The 19,716-nt window shown below is 29.6% G+C and carries 21 protein-coding genes; 10 read left to right on the top strand and 11 right to left on the bottom strand.

From position 1 onward, the window contains the following. Positions 1–130: 130 nt before the first annotated feature. From rplM to mshL, 7 genes are all read left to right on the top strand, one after another. Positions 131–556, top strand: coding sequence for a 50S ribosomal protein L13 (gene rplM, locus CAMP5121_RS03145; RefSeq protein WP_039617653.1), 426 nt, complete (start codon positions 131–133; stop codon positions 554–556). Positions 557–558: 2 nt separating this feature from the next. Next, positions 559–948: a 30S ribosomal protein S9 gene (rpsI, locus tag CAMP5121_RS03150; protein ID WP_039617655.1), complete on the top strand. Its 390-nt coding sequence runs from the start codon at positions 559–561 to the stop codon at positions 946–948. Positions 949–1,201: 253 nt separating this feature from the next. Then, positions 1,202–2,188 (top strand): OmpA family protein, encoded by a 987-nt coding sequence (locus CAMP5121_RS03155; protein WP_337214768.1) that lies wholly within the window; start codon positions 1,202–1,204, stop codon positions 2,186–2,188. A gap of 3 nt (positions 2,189–2,191) precedes the next feature. Further along, entirely contained in the window at positions 2,192–2,836 is a 645-nt protein-coding gene (locus tag CAMP5121_RS03160) for an HAD family hydrolase (protein WP_337214769.1), read from the top strand. 117 nt (positions 2,837–2,953) lie between these two features. Continuing rightward, positions 2,954–6,508: a pyruvate:ferredoxin (flavodoxin) oxidoreductase gene (gene nifJ, locus CAMP5121_RS03165; RefSeq protein WP_337214770.1), complete on the top strand. Its 3,555-nt coding sequence runs from the start codon at positions 2,954–2,956 to the stop codon at positions 6,506–6,508. A 66-nt stretch (positions 6,509–6,574) separates the two neighbouring features. Beyond that, positions 6,575–6,835, top strand: coding sequence for a hypothetical protein (locus CAMP5121_RS03170; protein WP_337214771.1), 261 nt, complete (start codon positions 6,575–6,577; stop codon positions 6,833–6,835). Beyond that, positions 6,807–8,198 (top strand): pilus (MSHA type) biogenesis protein MshL, encoded by a 1,392-nt coding sequence (mshL, locus tag CAMP5121_RS03175; RefSeq protein ID WP_263702492.1) that lies wholly within the window; start codon positions 6,807–6,809, stop codon positions 8,196–8,198. Before CAMP5121_RS03170 ends, mshL begins: the two co-directional genes overlap by 29 nt. A gap of 469 nt (positions 8,199–8,667) precedes the next feature. On the opposite strand, the gene CAMP5121_RS03180 is transcribed toward mshL, so the two are convergent. Next, a complete protein-coding gene (locus CAMP5121_RS03180) occupies positions 8,668–9,732 on the bottom strand; it encodes an SIR2 family protein (protein ID WP_264290538.1) in 1,065 nt (354 codons plus the stop codon). A gap of 116 nt (positions 9,733–9,848) precedes the next feature. Here CAMP5121_RS03180 and CAMP5121_RS03185 point away from each other — a divergent pair, with 116 nt between their 5' ends. After that, positions 9,849–10,478, top strand: a complete 630-nt coding sequence (locus CAMP5121_RS03185) for a S24 family peptidase (protein ID WP_263659918.1) — start codon at positions 9,849–9,851, stop codon at positions 10,476–10,478. A 57-nt stretch (positions 10,479–10,535) separates the two neighbouring features. Next, positions 10,536–10,856 carry a hypothetical protein gene (locus CAMP5121_RS03190; RefSeq protein WP_264290539.1) on the top strand — a complete coding sequence of 107 codons (321 nt, stop codon included), beginning with the start codon at positions 10,536–10,538 and terminating at the stop codon, positions 10,854–10,856. A gap of 13 nt (positions 10,857–10,869) precedes the next feature. Here the strand turns inward: CAMP5121_RS03190 and CAMP5121_RS03195 are convergent, their stop codons facing one another. The 3 genes from CAMP5121_RS03195 to CAMP5121_RS03205 form a co-directional block, all read right to left on the bottom strand. Continuing rightward, positions 10,870–11,682 carry a DNA adenine methylase gene (locus tag CAMP5121_RS03195; protein ID WP_257395621.1) on the bottom strand — a complete coding sequence of 271 codons (813 nt, stop codon included), beginning with the start codon at positions 11,680–11,682 and terminating at the stop codon, positions 10,870–10,872. Between the two features lie 102 nt (positions 11,683–11,784). Continuing rightward, positions 11,785–12,273 (bottom strand): phage virion morphogenesis protein, encoded by a 489-nt coding sequence (locus CAMP5121_RS03200; protein ID WP_264290540.1) that lies wholly within the window; start codon positions 12,271–12,273, stop codon positions 11,785–11,787. A 3-nt stretch (positions 12,274–12,276) separates the two neighbouring features. Beyond that, positions 12,277–14,598 (bottom strand): phage tail tape measure protein, encoded by a 2,322-nt coding sequence (locus CAMP5121_RS03205; protein ID WP_337214772.1) that lies wholly within the window; start codon positions 14,596–14,598, stop codon positions 12,277–12,279. Positions 14,599–14,639: 41 nt separating this feature from the next. Between CAMP5121_RS03205 and CAMP5121_RS03210 the strand changes: the two genes are divergently transcribed. After that, positions 14,640–14,945: a hypothetical protein gene (locus tag CAMP5121_RS03210; protein ID WP_214126356.1), complete on the top strand. Its 306-nt coding sequence runs from the start codon at positions 14,640–14,642 to the stop codon at positions 14,943–14,945. 111 nt (positions 14,946–15,056) lie between these two features. Here the strand turns inward: CAMP5121_RS03210 and CAMP5121_RS03215 are convergent, their stop codons facing one another. Genes CAMP5121_RS03215 through CAMP5121_RS03245 form a run of 7 tightly spaced genes read right to left on the bottom strand, consistent with a single transcriptional unit; the run spans position 15,057 to position 19,711 of the window. Then, entirely contained in the window at positions 15,057–15,296 is a 240-nt protein-coding gene (locus CAMP5121_RS03215; protein WP_337214773.1) for a phage tail assembly protein, read from the bottom strand. A 44-nt stretch (positions 15,297–15,340) separates the two neighbouring features. Continuing rightward, the gene (locus CAMP5121_RS03220) at positions 15,341–15,850 is read right to left on the bottom strand and encodes a phage major tail tube protein (RefSeq protein WP_337205682.1); all 510 of its coding nucleotides are present in this window, start codon (positions 15,848–15,850) and stop codon (positions 15,341–15,343) included. 2 nt (positions 15,851–15,852) lie between these two features. Further along, positions 15,853–17,043, bottom strand: a complete 1,191-nt coding sequence (locus tag CAMP5121_RS03225; protein ID WP_337214774.1) for a phage tail sheath family protein — start codon at positions 17,041–17,043, stop codon at positions 15,853–15,855. Positions 17,044–17,046: 3 nt separating this feature from the next. After that, positions 17,047–17,760: a hypothetical protein gene (locus CAMP5121_RS03230; RefSeq protein ID WP_337214775.1), complete on the bottom strand. Its 714-nt coding sequence runs from the start codon at positions 17,758–17,760 to the stop codon at positions 17,047–17,049. Between the two features lie 11 nt (positions 17,761–17,771). Then, positions 17,772–18,128: a DUF1353 domain-containing protein gene (locus CAMP5121_RS03235; protein WP_236633606.1), complete on the bottom strand. Its 357-nt coding sequence runs from the start codon at positions 18,126–18,128 to the stop codon at positions 17,772–17,774. Then, complete coding sequence (locus tag CAMP5121_RS03240) at positions 18,128–18,784, bottom strand: DUF4376 domain-containing protein (RefSeq protein WP_337214776.1); 657 nt, start codon at positions 18,782–18,784, stop codon at positions 18,128–18,130. Before CAMP5121_RS03240 ends, CAMP5121_RS03235 begins: the two co-directional genes overlap by 1 nt. 9 nt (positions 18,785–18,793) lie before the next feature. After that, positions 18,794–19,711, bottom strand: coding sequence for a hypothetical protein (locus CAMP5121_RS03245; protein WP_264290548.1), 918 nt, complete (start codon positions 19,709–19,711; stop codon positions 18,794–18,796). Positions 19,712–19,716 lie beyond the last annotated feature (5 nt).

The following is a 19,716-nucleotide window of genomic DNA, read 5'->3' on the forward strand; positions in this document are numbered from 1 at the left end:
TTTTTCATACTCAATATTTTTCATATAGTGGTAAGAATATTTAAGCTTTAAATATTCTTAAATTAAGTATTAATTAAGCTAAAATAATTATAATCTCATTTTTAAAAAAATTTTTGGCAAAGGTAAGATGATGACAAAGATAACAAAGCCAAACGAAGTAAAACGCGAATGGATCGTTTTAGACGCTGAAGGAAAGCGTTTTGGTCGTCTTTTAACAGAAGTAGCGACTATTTTAAGAGGTAAAAATAAACCTTGCTATACTCCAAATGTTGATTGTGGAGATTATGTAATCATTATCAATGCTTCTAAAGCAGTTTTCACAGGTGCAAATAAAGCAGAAGATAAATTATACCACAGACATTCAGGGTATTTTGGAAGTGTAAAAAGTGAGAAATTTGGTGATTTATTAGAAAAAAATCCAGTTAAATTATATAAATTAGCAGTTCGTGGTATGCTACCTAAAACAAACCTAGGTAGAGCTATGCTAAAAAAATTAAAAATTTATGCAGGTAGCGAACATCCTCATACTGCTCAAATTGCTAATAAAGGAAAATAATCATGGCAACAACATACGCAACAGGTAAAAGAAAAACCGCTGTAGCTAAAGTTTGGGTAAAAGCTGGTAGTGGTAAAATCATCGTTAACGGTATGGATTTAAACACTTGGCTTGGCGGACATGAAGCTATAAAATTAAAAGTAGTTCAGCCTTTATTAGTAACTAAGCAAGAAACTTCTATGGATATTAAAGCAACAACTTTAGGCGGTGGATACAGCGCTCAAGCTGAAGCTTTAAGACATGGTATTTCAAGAGCTTTAGCTGCTATGGATGCAGATTTTAGAGCATTATTAAAACCAAAAGGACTTCTTACTAGAGATAGTAGAACTGTTGAGCGTAAAAAATACGGTCGCAGAAAAGCAAGAAGAAGCCCACAATTCTCTAAACGTTAATCTTTTTTTTGGATCCATTTTTGGATCCATTTTTTTCTTTCATTTTTTAAAAAAAACATATTTTTTCATATATTTTAGTTTTGTTTAAAATTATAGGATTTTTTATTTATAATAAACTTTTATAATTTCAAAGTCCGATCAGGGAAACCTCCTTTTTGTAGTAAATTTAAGCCCCTTACCCAAAAGGGGCTTATTTTATTTTAATCTTCATTTTATATAATACCCCATTTATTTTCATTTTTAAGGATAGACGATGAAAAAAATCATAGGATTGGTTAGTTTAGTTAGTGCTTTGTTTGCTTTTGATACTAGCAAAATAGAAATCACTCCAACCTTTAACTACACAACTCCAGAAGGAAATTTAGATCTTAAAAATTATGGTGGAGTGGGATTGAGATTTGGTTATCATTATGATGGTTTATGGCTAGATCAGGCTGAACTTGGCTTAGAGTATTATGACAATGCAAAATATAATAATCCAAACGATAATACACATACAGATACTAGTGTTTCAAGATTTTATGTAAATGCTATTAAAGGAATTGATCTGGCTAATCATGTATATTTATATGGTTTGTTGGGAACAGGTTATGAGTATTTGAGTCATGGAGCTTATGAAAATAAAAGTGGTATGTTTGCTCAATATGGTGCAGGTTTTAAATTTGCACTTGGAGAAGATTTGGCTTTAAGACTTGAAGCAAGAGATCAAATTAAATTCAATAATGGTGAACATAATTTGATTTCTAGTGTTGGCTTGAGTTTTTATTTTGGTAATAAAGCTCCAAAAACTCCTCAAACTGCAACTAAACAAATCGAAGAAAAACCACAAACAAAACAAATTGATAAATCATGTCCAGAACCAAGAAAAGGTGCTTTGCTTGATCATATAGGTTGTGAAAAGACAATAGCACTTGAAGGACATTTTGGTTTTGATCAAATCACTATAAACCCTGAGTTTGCACAAAAAATCCAAGAAGTAGGTAAGGTTTTAGAAGAAAACCCACAATATTATACTATTTTAGAAGGTCACGCAGATAGTACAGGAACTAAAGCTTATAATCAAAAATTATCATTAGAGCGTGCAAAGGCAGTTGCGAAAGAACTTGAAAAATCAGGCGTAGCTAAAGAAAAAATTGCAACTAAAGGCTATGGTTTTGATAAGCCAAAAGTAAGCAATGATACTAAAGAAGGCCGTGCGCAAAATAGACGCGTGGAAGCAAAATTTTTCATTAAAGAATAAACTTTGTTAAAAAAGACAATTTTGTTTGACTTAGATGGTACTTTGATAGACTCTACAAGTGCCATTTTAGATGGATTTGATGCTGCTTTTAAAGCTTTTGGTGAGCCTTTAAGAGATCATGAGGCCATTAAAGCTTTAATAGGCTTTCCTTTAGATGTAGCTTTTGAAAAACTTGGAGTGCCAAAAGAAAAAACAAGTGAGCATATTAATGCTTATAGAAGCGTATATCAAAAAATCTATATAGAGCAAACTTCTTTGCTCTCTTTGGCAAAAGAAAGTGTATATGAGGCTAGTTTGTTTGCTGATTTAGCTGTTGTAACGACTAAAAGTTCTAAATTTTCCAAACCTTTGCTAGATCATTTAGGGATAGGAAAATACTTTAAAGTCATTATAGGTAGAGATGATGTAACTCACCCAAAACCAAATGCTGAGCCTATTTTATTAGCTTTAGAAAAATTATCTAAAGGTAAAGAAGATGCATTTATGATTGGAGATACTCATTTAGATATCCAAGCAGCTTGTAATGCGGGTATTAAACCCATAGCAGTAAGTAGTGGTTATGAAAGCAAAGAAAGTTTAGCTAAATTTAAAATTCCACTTTTTAAAAATACTTATGAGGCAATAGAGTATATAAAAAATATCCGATAATTTCACACTCAAACTCCATACTTATAAATAATAAAAATTTTTTATCATTGTTTAAGACAATTCAAGATAAAGTAGCTATTGATTTTAAGTAATTATTTTAATTATAAGGATAATTAGATGAGTAAAATAATGAAAACAATGGATGGTAATGAAGCAGCAGCTTATGCAGCTTATGCATTTACAGAAGTTGCCGGAATTTATCCTATTACCCCAAGTTCACCAATGGCAGATTATACTGATATATGGGCTTCTCAAGGTAAAAAAAACCTTTTTGGAGTACCGGTTAAAGTTGTAGAGATGCAAAGTGAAGCAGGAGCGGCAGGGACGGTTCATGGTTCTTTGCAAGCTGGCGCTTTAACTACTACTTATACTGCCTCTCAAGGACTTTTACTAAAAATACCAAATATGTATAAAATCGCAGGTCAGCTTTTACCTGGGGTTATTCATGTGGCAGCTAGAGCTTTGGCTTCTCAAGCACTATCTATCTTTGGCGATCATCAAGATGTTTATGCAGCAAGACAAACAGGCTTTGCTATGCTTTGCTCACATTCTGTGCAAGAAAGTATGGATTTAGCAGGTGTTGCACACTTAGCAGCTATTAAAGGTAGAGTACCTTTTATGCATTTTTTTGATGGTTTTAGAACAAGCCATGAAATCCAAAAAATTGAAGTAATGGATTATGCGCATTTTGATCGTTTGCTTGACCGTGAAGCTTTATTAGAATTTAGAAATTCCTGTCTAAATCCAGAAAATCCAAAAACAAGAGGTACGGCTCAAAATGATGATATTTATTTTCAAACAAGAGAGTTAGCAAATAAATATTATGAAGCTATTCCTGACATTGTTAATGAATATATGCAAGAAATTTCAAAAATTACAGGAAGAGAATACAAACCTTTTGTATATTATGGGGATAAAAACGCAACGCGCATTGTAGTAGCAATGGGTTCAGTGACTGAAGCTTTAAAAGAGGTTGTAGATCATCTAAACAACAAAGGCGAAAAAGTAGGGGTTTTAAAAGTTCATTTATATAGACCATTTAGTTTAAAATATTTATTTGATGTAATGCCTCAAAGTGTTGAAAAAATAGCTGTTTTAGATAGAACTAAAGAGCCAGGAAGTTTAGGCGAGCCACTTTATTTGGATTTAAAAAGTGCATATTATGGAAAAGAAAAAGCACCTTTAATCGTTGGTGGTAGATATGGACTTTCTTCAAAAGATGTTGATCCTGCTCAACTTCTAGCGGTTTTTGAAAACCTAAATCAAGCAAATCCAAAAGATGGTTTTACCATAGGAATTAATGATGATGTAACCTTTACTTCATTGCCTGTGGGAGAAAAAATTTCTTTGGGTGATGAGAGTACTATAGAGTGCCTATTCTATGGACTTGGTGCTGATGGTACTGTAGGGGCGAATAAAAACTCTATTAAAATTATAGGGGATAAAACAGACTTTTATGCACAAGCTTATTTTGCTTATGATTCTAAAAAATCAGGTGGTTATACAAGAAGCCATTTAAGATTTTCTAAAAAACCTATCACTTCAACCTATCTAGTTTCTACACCGCATTTTGTAGCGTGTTCAGTGGCTGCTTATTTAGAAATTTATGATGTTTTAGCAGGCATTAGAAAAGGCGGAACTTTTCTTTTAAATAGTATTTGGAGTGCGCAAGAGACTATTAAGAAGATTCCAAATGCAGTAAAAAGGGTTTTAGCACAAAAAGAAATTAATTTTTATATTATTAATGCTACAAAACTTGCTAGAGAAATAGGACTAGGTAGTAGAACAAATACAATTATGCAATCAGCGTTTTTCAAGCTTGCTAATATCATTCCTTTTGAAGATGCGCAAAAATATATGAAAGAGTTAGCCTATAAATCATATAGCAAAAAAGGTGATGCTATAGTTGAGATGAATTACAAAGCTATTGATGTGGGTGCAGATGGACTTGTAAAAGTTGATATTGATCCTTCTTGGGCAAATTTAGCTGATGAAGTTAAAGAAGAAACTATAGCCTATAAAGGCACTGAGTTTGTTGAAAAAATCGCAAAACCTATGAATGCAGCTAAGGGAGATGATTTACCAGTTTCAGCATTTTTGGGTTATGAAGATGGTAGTTTTGAGCATGGTACTACTGAGTATGAAAAAAGAGGTGTTGGTGTTATGGTGCCAAGATGGATAGAAACTAATTGTATTCAGTGTAATCAATGTGCTTCAGTGTGTCCGCATGCGGTTATTAGACCTTTCTTGATTGATGAAGAAGAATTAAACAATGCTCCAGTAGGTGTAAAAGAACATAGTTTAAATGCAAAAGGCGTAAAAGAGCAAAAATTAAATTTCAAAATTCAAGTTTCGCCACTTGATTGTACAGGTTGTGAGCTTTGTGTGCATGAGTGTCCAACTAAAGAAAAATCTTTAGTAATGGTTCCGCTAGGTGAAGAGCTTGATCATGGTGAGCAAGAAAATGCAGATTATTTATTCAAAAAAGTAAGCTATAAAGATAATATCTTAAATAGAGAAAATGCAAAAGGTATTCAATTTGCTCAACCTTTATTTGAATTCCATGGAGCATGCCCAGGGTGTGGAGAAACTCCTTATATCACTTTAATCACTAGATTGTTTGGTGAAAGAATGATTATTGCTAATGCGACAGGTTGTAGTTCTATTTATGGTGGCTCAGCTCCTTCAACTCCATATAGAAAAAGTAATAAAAATGGTCATGGACCAGCTTGGGGTAATTCTTTATTTGAAGATAATGCTGAATTTGGTCTTGGTATGAAAATAGCAACTGAAACAACAAGACATAAAATTGAGCAAATCATGAATGAAAGTATGCAAGAAGTTCCTAATGCGCTTTCTGCATTATATAAAGAATGGATTGCAAATAAAGAAGATTCTAAAGCTTCTTTAGAGCTAAGAGATAAGTTAGTGCCATTGCTAGAAGAAAATAAACAGATTAAAACTGTAAATGATATTTTAGAACTGAAAAGCTATTTAAGTAAAAAATCACATTGGATTTTTGGTGGTGATGGTTGGGCTTATGATATAGGTTATGGTGGGCTTGATCATGTTTTAGCAAGTGGTGAAAATGTAAATATTTTAGTGCTTGATACTGAAGTGTATTCTAATACTGGAGGTCAAAGCTCAAAATCTTCAAGAACAGGTTCAGTAGCTCAATTTGCTGCAGCAGGTAAGCCAGTGCAGAAAAAAGATCTAGGTCAAATTGCTATGACTTATGGTTATATTTTTGTAGCTCAAGTAAATTCTAATGCAAATTATGTGCAATTGTTAAAAGCAATAATAGCAGCAGAAGCTTATGATGGACCTTCTTTGATTATTGCTTATTCTCCTTGTATAGCTCATGGTATTAAAGGTGGGCTTGGAAATTCAGGAAATCAAGCAGAACTTGCCACAAAATGTGGATATTGGCCAACTTATATTTACGATCCACGTTTAGAAGCAGAAGGTAAAAATCCTTTAACAATTTCTTCTAAAGAGCCTGATTGGGATTTGTATGAAAGCTTTTTAATGAATGAAGTGCGTTATAATTCTTTGAAAAAATCAAATCCTGAGCAAGCAAAAGAATTATTTGAAAAAAATAAAGCAGAAGCACAACGCCGTTATAGACAACTTAAACGTCTAGCAAGTGCTGATTTTAGTAATGAAAATTAAAATTTGCTTCGATTTTTACTTGTGAGTTTATGGGTGCTTAGTGCTTTTAGTGCTAAGTACCCATTTTTGAATCAAGATTGCAGTAATATTGATTTTTCTTTGATTCAAGATCTTTTTTTTCAAAAGACTACAAATATAAAATCTGATTTTTCTTTGCAAGCTATCATTTCTAATAAAGTTAAGATTAATGATAAATGGTATGCTTTAAATGATGATATTGAAGGTTTTAAGATTGTTGAGATTAAAAATTCTCAAGTTGTATTGATAAAGGAAGAAAAAATCATGGTTTTAAAATTGTATGAAAAAAATAATATTTTTATTTATTAGCATCTTAACTTTTACAAACGTTTTTGCTTCACAGTGTCATCAACGCTTTTTTGATATAAGTGTAGAAAATAAAACTTCTTTGATTGAAATTTTAAATGAACTTGGTAGAGAATGTGGTTTTAGTATTATAATAAAAGATTCATTAGCCAGAGAAAAGTTAAATCATACTCAAAATTATTTGCACATAAGAAAAATGTCTTTAAGAGAAATTTTTAAACTTTTATTGATGGAAAATAATCTTGCTTATGAGTATGAAAAAAATATTTTAAAAATTTATGGAAGACAAGTTAAAACTTTTAAAGTGCATTATATAAGCTCTATTAGAGAAGGGCAAAGTATTACCAAAGCTTCAGTGGATTCAAGACCTAAACAGGGCGATTATGATAGTGCTAAAGAAGCAGATAATTTGGTCATTAGCACGGATAAATTTGATTTTTGGGAAAAAATTTCAGAAGAAATACAAGCTTTATTAGATGAAAATACAACTAAGCCTATTATTAATACTAATGCAGGGATTATCACTTTAAATGCTACTTTGTATGAGCTTACAAGGGTTGAAAAATATTTAAAAGATTTAAATAAAAGACTTAAAAAACAAGTTTTAATTGATGTAAGTATAGTTGCAGTACATTTAAATAAAAGTCATTCAAGTGGAATTAATTGGCAAGAGCTTGCTTTTAAACTTAATGGAGATGATAATGATTTTATAATCAATAAAGGCGGTGTTAAAAATATTAATCTTAAAGCTAATGTTGAAACTAAGGCTATTTTAAATTTATTACAAGAAAATGGTAAAACTACTGTACTTTCTAACCCAAAACTTATGGCACTTAATAATCAGCAAGCTATTATTTCCATAGGTGATACGATTAATTATCAAGTAAAAGAAAGCTCTAAGGGTACTGAAAATGGTACAACTATTAGTGAAACTTATAATAATTATTCTATTTTTGTAGGAATTTTACTAAATATTTTGCCAGAAATTTCAGATGATCATAAAATTATGCTTAGGATTAATCCTAGTTTGAGTGATTTTAAATATAGTGTTGATAATCATAGACAAAATAAACCAAGAAATATAGCACCAGATACTATACAAAAAAAGCTTTCTACTGTAGTTGAAGTTGATGATGGACAAACTTTAATTTTGGGTGGATTGATTAGTAAAAATACGATTAGTAACCATAATGAAGTAAGTGCTTTATCTAAAATACCACTTTTTGGTGCTTTATTTCAAGGAAAGCAAAATTTAGAAGATATTAGTGAAATAGTTTTTATCATCAAGCCAAGTTTAATAAGAGCTGATAAAAAAGTATTAAGTTTGAAAGAATTAGGTTTTGAACATGAAGATGATATGTTTTAATTTTTTAATTTGTTTGTCTTTTTTGAATGCAATGAATATTCAAAATGAAAGTTTTGTAAGGGGTATTTTAAAAAGAATATGTAACTATCTCTAAATAATTTTAGCAAAAATGCTAAATAACAGGCTTTTAAAGCTTATAGAAATAAATTTTTATCTTTCTCAATTAAAAGCATAAAACATCCCAAATATCCCAAAATGTCCGTTTTATCCCAAGAAAGTGATTAAATACTGTTTAAAAGGCAGATAAAAGCGAAGTTTAGTTTTAAATTTCAAATCCTAAAAAATGTTTTACTTTCTAAAGATAGTTACATTTTTACTTAAAATAAGCTTATGTTTTATTTTCAATGTAACTATCTTTATGAAACACTATATAATCATAGTTTAACCACTTTTTACACAAGAATAGTATGTAACTATCTATAACTTTAAGGTTTGTAGGATAGTTACATAAAAAACTTAAACTTTCCAACTATTTTTTATTCAAATGTTTGGCCAATTTTTCTAAATTATCATCACAACAAAAACTAAAATCACACTTACCTTCACTAAAAATTTCACTATATCTTTTCTTTTTGTTTTCAAGATTGCTTTCAGTATTAACAATATATATTTTATAATCGTTTTTATTTAAATGCAAGGCACTTTGAAAAAGATAGACTACAGACAAATCAGTCATAGGAAATGAAAATCCATAAATATAGATATTTTTAGCATTTTGTATAGCCTCAAAAGCTTTTCTCCATAAAGATTGCAATAAAATATGATTGTAATTATTTGTTTTATCTAGTATAGGTGGAATAATTAAAGAATTTAAGTCTATTTTAAGTTGATTAATATAATTTACATCGGGCTTGAGTGCAGTACCAAGAACTACCATTCCGCTTGAGTTATCCATTTTATTTAAATTATGCCTAACCATTTGCTCATCAAAATATATTTGACTATTTGATATTTTATTATCACAAAACCAATTAATAGAACCATGAAGCTTTAGAAGCTCGGTTGATTTTTCCTTAAAATAGTCTTCATTTTTATTACCTATGCTTACACTATATTCTTGATTCCCTCTTTTTGCAATATTAATAATAGGCATCTTATAAAAAACATCATACGAATTGGCATTTTGATATGATTTTTCATGTGTTAAAAATAGCATTTCTTCAAGTAATAAATCATAATTTAATGTTATACAAGTACATCTGTTCTTATTAATATACTTTGATAATATTAAAACATATTTATTGTTTTGATCAATTGTTGTATCTTCTCGTAACCGCGTAAAATAATTATTTATCTTGTCTATTTTTTCAAGATAAGAAGCTTCATCTCTTAAGATATCTTCTTTTGTTTTAAAAGGCAAAGGTGTTATAAGATAAGTTAAAAGTTGTTCTAAGTTATCTTTATAAATTTTTTCATTTTCATATATAAAACCATTATCTAAAAAATAATTTGATAACTCAGCTAGAGTTGGATAAGAACTAATTAAAGATTTTGAAAAACCTGCGCCAAAAAAGAAAATATCACTACCATTCATAAAAATCCTTTTTTTGGAAAATTATACATTATTTTTAACCTTTCAAAATAAAATCTTTTCATTGCTTTTTGCAATTTTTTGTTAAATTCTTTTAAATTAAAATAAAAGGATTGATCATGCAAATGCAAGAAGTAATTGAGAAGTTAAAAGACATACTTGCAAGTGAAGGTAAGTGTGAATTAAAAACAAAAGATATAGCTAAAGAATTAGGTATCCATCCAGACACTTTTAATTCTATGAAATTTAGAAACTCCATTCCTTATGCACATATTTTAAATTTCTTAGAAAAAAGAAATATCAGTATTAATTACTTCTTTTATGGAAGCTCTCCAAAAGATCAATTAGAATGTGAATACAAATATAAAATTTTAAAACTATATAAAACCAATGCTAGCTTAGGCGGAGGTGGTATTAATGATATTTTAGACTTTGAAAACATATTAATAGATCAAAAGATATTAGATTTTTTTAAAACAAAAGATTGTGAGTTTATTACTTGCTATGGTGAGAGTATGGAGCCAATTATCAAAGATAGAAGTATTTGCGTAATAGATAGAAATAAAACTTTTAAAAACAAAAGCATTTGTGTGGTCAATACTAAAGATGGACTTTTTATCAAACAAGTTTTAAAACAAGATAATGGAGTAATTTTACACTCTTTAAACCCTTTATATAAAGACATATTTTATAAAAATGGAGATTTTTTGCTAATTGGTGTGGTAGTTGGAGAGCTTTCTAAGATCTAACAGCACACAATAAGCTTTGCCAAGCTATTGTGCATTTAATCAACAAAAGGAGAAAAAATGAAAGAGATTAAAAACTATACTGATGAAGAATTAAAAGAAAAAATTATGCAGGATTTAGAAGATGAATTTAAGACTTTATATAAAAGACTTTTAAAAGAAAAAGATTATCTAGCAAGAGATAATATCTTAGAGCTTATGACTATTTATAATATGGGAATATATTCTTATTCTATTGCAAAAATACTTGAAATAAATGAAGAAAAAACCATTATACAAGTGCCTTTATTTGAAAGATATATTATAGGTAGGAAATTTGTAGTTCAATACAATAGCAAAAAACAAAGATATGAATTAAAAAGCACTTTTTGTGAATTTTAAGGAGTAAAACTCCTTAAAAGTTCATTATTAAAACCTCCTTGCTCTCTTTTCTTTTTAAAACATTATTATTTAAAGAATATCTTACTTTTAACTCCTTAAAATTAAAATCTTTATAAAGTTCTCTTACAAGCTCACAATCATTATAAGAAAGCATAAATTTACCCTTGATGTTTTTTAATAACTCATTTAATAATTTATGCTCTTTTATTCCAAAACCATTAGTGTTTTTATAATAATTTTCAGTCCCCACATAAGGTGGATCTAAATAAAACAAAGCTTCATTATAATCATATTCTTTTAAAATATATTCAAAGCTTTTATTCTCAATACTAGCATGTTTAAGCCTTTGCGTATGTAAGCTAAAATCTCTAAGCAATCTTTTTGGCGCTCTTTGTTTGCTCATAGCAAATTGACCCATGTTTGATCCAAAAGAAGTACTAATAAGATAAAAATAAAAAGCAGCTCTTTCTATATCATTCCTTGGCTTTAATTCTTTATTTTTTATCATTGCAAATATCTTTCTACTTATTAACATAGAATTAAGCACATTTGCTAAGCTTTGTGGTTTATTTCTAATACAAAGATGTAGATTAATAAGCTCGTTATTTATATCATTAATAACTTCTATTTTTGAAGGACTTTTTTGATAAAAAACGCTCAAAGCTCCACCAAAAACTTCTATATAAGTTTTATGCTCTGGCATTAAAGCAATGATTTCTTTAGCTAAATAGTTTTTACCACCTACCCAAGCAAATGCAGCTTTTAATTTAGTTTGTGTAGGTTTGGTTTGTGTGCTAGTTTTTAGAAATTTGTTTATAGTGTTCATAACAAATTCCTTTTAAAATAAAATTTAATTAGCTAGCTTCTAAAAAGAAGGTTATAATGTTTTTGCTAGTTTTTAGAAAGGAGAGCTTATGGCTTTCCTATTTTAGTTTTTGCTAATTTTTTTAATAAAATCTTTAGTATCTTCATAAATTGTTTCCCTTACGCTTTTATGTAAAACATTGTTATTATCTATTGGTAAAAAAGCTCTTGCTGGTATATTTTTCTTCTTGCTACCATATTGATGAGTAAGTCCATATTTAAAACCTTTCTTACTTTGTATATTATTAAAAACTTCTACACTATTTTTACTAACTTTACTTTGCCAATTTGTTTCTTTGCTTAACTCACCATCTCTTTTTAAAATACCATTATTTTTTCCTTCTTTAATTTTTTGTTTTATTGTTGCTGGTTTTAAACCTTGCCATTTTTGTCCAAAAATACTACGATCATTTTTAAAAGAATCTATGATAGCATTTCTCATACTTTCTCCAGCACCTGCTAAAATGCTTTGCCCATGTTTATCCATATCTATTAATTTATCACAAGCCTTAAAAAAGTTTTCAAGTCCTTTAATCTCTATATAATCGCTCATAAATTACCCATAAATTGTAGTATTGATTTTATTTTGCTCTTGTTTTTTTAAAGCATCAAATATGCTTTTTTGTATAGCAGCAGCAAACTCTTGCATATTAAAATTACCATCTTTTGTGGCTATATTAAAAGTACCATTGACCGTTACATTGATATTGCCATTATTAAAGCTTGGAGTAGAATTAATTGGTATTTGTTTGATACTTTTTGTTTCTAAAATTTCATTTGTTTGTGGTAATTCATCCCTATAAGTATTAATAATCTTTTCTTCACTTTGTTTATTGGTACTTACTTTAACTTCATCATCATTTAAACCAAAAAATCCTAAAACATCATTTATGAAATTTCCTACAGAAGCTATTGCTTCACTAATCCAAGAAAGTTTATCTCCAAACCACTTAAACATGCCACCAAAAATACCATAAAAGAAGTCGCTTATTCCCTGCCAAATTCCTTTAAAGAAACCACCAAAACTAGAAAAAGCAGAACTTAACCACTCGAATTTAGATGCAAACCATCCAAACAAACCACCCCATAAGGAACTAAAAAAATCACCAATACCTTGCCAAATAGAATTAAAAATATTTACTATTGGATTAAATATTGGCTTCAACCATTCTATAAAAGAGACAAACCAAATCTTAACTTTGTCCCAGTTAGCTATAATAACTCCTGCAACAATGCCAATTGCAGCCAATGTAATACCAAGTGGACTAGTAAGCATTGTTATGGTTAAAATTTTAATACATCTTGCTACATATATAAAAGCTTTAGAAAGATTTGCTAGTACAAGATTTAATCCTATAACAGCTTTTTTATAAATAATCGCTGCAATCACACTAGCCATTAATCTAATTCTTACTAGTTTTAATGCAAGAGCTTTACCGATAAGTGATATTTTTGAAATATTGCAAGAATTAGCAAAAGCTAAAAGATGGATTCTTGCTGCTATTAAGGCATTCTTAAATAAAAGAGTGGAATCTTTAACATAGTTTTTAGCAAATGCATATGCTAATATTGCTGGTTTTGCAAGTAAAAAAGTAACGGTAGCTGTAGCTATAATTGTACTAAGTACTGGAAAATTTGAAAGTAAGGTATCTATGATATTAGTAACAAAGCTAAAGCCTAAAGCTACTGATTTAACTACAGGGAGCAAAGCATCTGAAAATTTAATTGCAATGGCAGTAATGTTATTGCCAAGTATTTTTAAAGCAGCAGCTGTTGTATCACACTTGTTGATTAATTCTTTATCCATAGACCCTTTTTTCTCTTCAGAATTTGCCATTTTTAAGAGTTCTTGATAACGATCATAACCATTTACTAAAGTAGTCATAGCTCTGATTGTGCCACTATCATTACCAAAAATATTAGTTATTACTCCTATTTGGGATTCTTTGTTGAGTGTTTTTATGCGCGAAAGTAAAAGATTGATAGCTTCTTGAGAGTTTTCATTTAAAGCTTTTTTCATAAATTCACCACTAAGCCCTAATTGCATAAAAGCTTCTTCTGCTTTTTCTCCTAATGCATCTGCTGTAGAAAGTTTAGTAAGCATACTTGAAATTGCTGTTCCTGCAACTTCAGCAGGAATTTTCACTTCATCAAGGGTGGCCGCAAGTGCAGCCATATTTTCTCTTTGAAGTCCTACAAGATTGCCCATTCCACCAATTCTACTTATAATATCTACTATATTCTTAGCATCACTAGAACCTTTATCTGCTAAATAATTAATACTATCACCTAAATCTTTTATACCTTTTACATCAGTTTGCAAATTTGCCATAAGACCACCTATGGCCTCACCAGCCTCATCTGCTCCCATCTCGAAAGCAACTCCCATTGCAGTAGCTGTTTTTCCAAACTCAAGAGCTTCTTTACTAGCTAAACCTAACTTTCCTCCTTCGCTTACTATTTTTGCAATCTCTTCAGCACTCATTGGCAGCTTTTTGCTTAAATCTATAATATCTTGCTTGAAATCTTTTAAACTATGTCCCTCGCTAAGCTCTGTTACTTTTTTTACATCAGCCATTGCGCTTTCAAAATCAATTCCAACTTTTATACTTTTGCCAACAATCCCACTGCTTATTAAATTTCCTAAGGTAAAAATTTCATCTTGTAATCCTTTTCTTTGAGCTTTTAATTCTTCTCTTAGATTGCTATTTAATTTAAGGGTATCTAGTTGTTTTTGTAAGCCACTAATGCCGAGTTTGGTTTTTGCTGCTACTTTTTCTAAATTATTAAAATCTTTAACTATTTTACCAACAGCACTTGCATTTTTAGTCACTAAACCTAAAACAACACCAATTCCAATACTTCCAGCATTTTCCACATTCAACCCTTTTTAAGTGTTTGTATTTTAAAATCTTTGCTATGAAAATTTTAAAATTTATTAATGATGATACAATTTCGCACATTGCTTTATTGCTAACAACACTTATACCTGCTTTTTTAATAAGTTATCAAAGTGCAAATGATGGTTTTTTCAATACAATAGCTATTTTTATCTTTTCTTATTTTATAGGCATTATCACAACTGCTATTTTAATGATGATTATACCACCTATCGCACTTTTAATTGTTTTACCAACTTGGTGTTTAATTGCAGTTTTAGACTTTGTTTTATATGTAGCTTTAAAATTTTGTTCTTTTAAGAATAAAATAATTAAAAACTCTTAGTTTTTAACAACTCTTTTGCTATTTCTAAAGCTTTTTCAAATTCTTCCAAATCTAAATCTAACACCTCATTTAAACCCCAATTTAAACTATGGCTTATAAGAGCTACAGCTTCTAGGCTATAACTCCTGCTTCTCGCAAAAAATCTTTAAGAGCATTTTGCAAAACCATAAAATCTTTAAGATTTAATTCTTCTATGTCGCTTTCTTGTTTATTTGTAAGCGTAGCTATCATATAAATAGTTTGATTCATTTCTTTATCACTTTTATTGGTAGCATTTTTTAAAACACGCACATTAGGTGCTTTCATTTTTAACTCTTCGCCATTTTCAAATTTAATTAGTTTTTCTTTCATCTTTTACTCCTTATTTTTTTATTTGATTACTGGTTAATTAGAGATTAAATAGTTAATTTACTTCTTACATTGCTCATAAGATCTACGCCATTTATCATTAAAATAGTATTTTTGTGATCATAGGTAATAATTGGTATATTGTTTCTTCTTTGCATATAAAAATGAACAGCCATTTTTACTTCAACTTCAACTTCTTTTCCGCTTTCATGATCACTTTCATTTAAACTTATAAACTCACCCATAATTTCAGCGCTAATTCCATGATTATCACCTCCTTGATGCACACTTTCTCTAAAAAGAATGGGTGCTTTAATAGTGCTATAAGTTGTATGAAAAAATGCAGCATAAAGTACTGGATCAACTACAGAAAGTTTAAAAGAGATTTCTAATGGTTTTAACACGCCACTACCATAATTTGCACTTAAAACTCCTTTTGTTTCTATCACTTCTTGCTCTATATCAGGAAGTTTTAGATTTCTAACTACTCCTAAGTAACCCTGACCATCTATATAAACATTACATTCTTGTATAACTTCCCCGATTCTTCTTTTCATTTTTACTCTCCTTGCATAGTTTTAATCAAATCATCACTCCACTCATCTGAGTATTTGAAGTTGATTGTTAATTGTTTTACAATTGGGTTATTCATGATTTTTACTTTTAAGTAAAATTTACCAGCACTAACATTGCTTGGAGTGTTTTGCTCCTCATCCCACTCTACATCATAGCCAATTAAAACATTAGCACCTTTTAAATTTCTTAGCATTTCTTCAACACTAATCTTCACAAAATAAAGCTCACTAGCTTTTTTATCAATTGCTTTAAAAGAAGCCTTTTGGGCTGCTATGGCTATACGATCAAAAGTTCTTACTCTTGCTAAATCTTGCCATATGGTATCTTCATCACTACTTTCCCCGCCCCAAGTTCTAAAGCCCTCATAAAGAATACAAGTTGAAATATGATTTTTTCTTAATCTATCTGCATCACAATCTTCACCCATAATAAATTCCACAAAATGCTCACTCCCAGTTACCCCATTCATAACTCTATTTGAGTAAGAATCACTAAAGCCATATTCTTTATCTCCATCAGTATGTGCTATCATTGCTGCTATGATTGGACTTTGAGGAACATAGGTGTATTTTCCTTGGGTATTTAAAATTTGCACCCAAGGCCAAGTGGCAACCAATCTTTTTGAGCTAAAACTTTCCATAGCATTAATAGCTTCTCCAGCATTGTTTGCATATAAATCTACTATAGCTGTAATATTCATAGCCTCTGCTACGCTTTGAAGTTTAGCTTTTATTCCTGCTTCATGAGAATAATAAGGAGCGATGATTAAATCAGGAGCAAAGCCTGTGCGATGCTTTGCTTTTTTAAACATTTCTATCGCTTCGCTTGCATTTGCTAAAGTGTTTTCATCCTCTGTATCTTTTTCAAAAAAACTAATGATAATCACATTAGAAACATTTTGTAAATTAATGCATTCTAAAGCGTCTAAGAGTCTAAAATCTTGCAAATTATGCTCTTTAATCAAATCACTTACAAACTCTTTTGCCTTACTTACATTAGAAAAAGCAAAAATTGGCATAGTTTGGGTACTTTCATACCCAGCCTTAGTATAAATCATATCTTTACTTGCACCCTCAATCACTCCAGCTATACCTATAGGTGTATCACTTTGTATAGCTATAGGACTTGCTGCACCATTTTCTATAGTAAAATTAACTCCATAATTAGCTGCCATTATTTAACTCCTTTTTTTTAATTCTTTTGATTTTGTGCTTAAAGTGTTAGCTGCATTATTAAAATCATATAATTCTTGAAAATCTGAGTTTAAATCTTCTTGTAAGAATGTATAAGAAATAACGCATTTTGATATGACTTGCTCATTTTCATCAATTAAATCTAAAGTGATAAAAATCTTATCAATATATAAAGCTTGCTCAATAGAACTTAGAGTGTTTTCTTTTAAAATTTTATAATCTAATTCTGCTTTAAATATTGCGCTTTTTTCATTGATTAACACAGCGCTTGCTTCTTTTGGATTTAACTTTCCAAGATACTCATAAGATCCTTGAGTATTAGCACTAATGCTAAAATTTTTTCCATTATCTGCAAAAATAGTAACTAAAGATATTTTTGCTTTTTTTGCATTATTTGGAAAGCTTTTAATTGTAAATTTTTCAAAATAAGCCAAAGAGCTTGCTTGAAACTCTATTTTTTCTTTAAAAGTAAAAATAGGATTTTCTTTTAAAGAATGTCTATAAAAAAGCTTTTTATCTTCTACTTTAAGTTCTATGTTTAAAGCATTTTTGCCATTTAAACCATCTTTAGTATGACTTAGTTTTTCATTTATAAGTTTTTCTATAAATTCTTTATTAATTACTTCTGGTTTTTGAATTGGAGGTTTTATTAAGCCACCTTGCCCATCTTCTGGTATATAAGAAATGCCATAATCCATTTTAAACTCCTTTAAATGCCTTTTAAAAAGCATTTAATTGCATGAAAGCTATTGCATGCATGATAAAAAATAAAAGTTTTAATACTAGAACATCCTAAGGCTTGCATAGCTTCTTTTAAAGCCAAATCTGCTAATTTATAATCATTTCTAGAATTAGCTCTTTCACACAAATAATCATGCACAACAACCGCACTTAAATATTCAGGTGAGTTTGGTGGAAAAATACTCCAAAAAATTCTAGGAATATTTGCTCCATTACTTGTAAAATTAGCAGGAATTTTTCCTTTAAAGCTTTTTAAATTAAACTCATAATCTTGTACAAGTATAAATCTATCTTTGCTAAATGGTTTTAAAATTACTTTTTTCATCATTTCTCCCAAACAATAGTTTCTAAATCTTGCTCAGATTTAGCTTGCTCTATTCTTTCTTTTAATGCATTCGCTTTAAAGATAATTTCTTGGGTATGATAAGCTACACTTGAAGCAAATATTAAAAAATCTTGTGGTGTAAAAGTTACTTTTTCATCATTTATATCAATCCAAATGATTTCAGAAATTGAGTTAGTTCCACTTTGCATATCAAGCATTAAATTAGTTGCAGCTCCAATGATATTTTGTTTGTCTTCTTTTCTTGTTTGGAAAGTATGCTCATTATAAATAAGTCCACTTTCTAAAGCCTCATCTCTTTTGGTTTGAATTTCATGTTTTTTCTTTTCTTTTAAAACATTTAATTTTTCATCTTCTTGTGAAATTGCTAGTAGGTACTCAAAATATAAATTCTCATAATTATTTGCAAAGCAATACTCTTTTACTGCTTTAGTACCATTTTCAATTTCTTGTGGTGTAATGTCATCTTGATATATATTTTCTACATAATCATCACTACCTTCAATTTTAATTATGTTTTCTTTATAACTTAAAGCTCTATTGACAATAGCTAAAATATGGTTTTTTTCTATGATATCTTTTATAGTTTCAATATTTATATTTTCTAAAATAGAACCATTGTTTTTTGTTACTAACATATAAACTCCTTATTTAAAAATAATACCGCTATTGGTAATTTGATTAGGTGTGATATTTGATAATTTTGCAGTAGAACCTGTTGTAATAAGCCCTTTGGCTTGTATAATACCACTTTCACATTGCAGCATTGTTGATAAAGGATATGTGCCACTAGTAACTTGGTCTATTAGCTTAGCATTATTAGCACTAACATAGCCACCAAGTCTAGTTAATATACCATATCTAGCACTTCCTTTAATAGTTGCTCCATTAGCACTAACTATAGAACCTTGATTGCAAAATATACCATCATATCCTGCATTTTCTATAATAGAACCATCTGCAAAAAGAGTAGAAGCACCTTCAACCATAACAGCATCCCAAGCTGCATTTTTACATCCTGCACTATAGGATATAATCCCGTAGCTTTGTAACAATCGCATCAATACCACTTTTTTATTTCCTGCAGATTTGGTATCTAAATTAACCATTATTCTCAATACCGGTAATTTTGCGCCATTGCCCTGAAACAAAATGTTAGTTTCAGAGCTTCCAAATACATTACTTGAAGCATTTATTCCTACTTCAGTATCTTCGCTTTCAATTATTACATAATTTAGGTCTTGATTAACTATATGAATTTTCTCATTAAAAACAAAACCACTTTTTAGTTTTAGAGTAATTAATGAACCAGTTACTTTATGAACTTTTGAATATTTACTAGCTTCACTCAAAGCATCATTAATATTAGTAAATTTACCTCCTGCTCCCACACTCCATTCTAAGTTTTGTGTTAACAAATTGGCTTTATTTTCTAAACTTTCCTCAATACCTGCAATATCACCTTCGTTTTTTTCAAATTTATCCATCAATGCATCAGCTCTATTTATGACTTCTCCCATATTGTGAGCTAATTCATCTATTTTTGAACTCATATCAACACTCATTTATT

The sequence above is a fragment of the Campylobacter sp. 2352 PW genome (assembly GCF_024723575.1).
Lineage (GTDB): Bacteria > Campylobacterota > Campylobacteria > Campylobacterales > Campylobacteraceae > Campylobacter_D.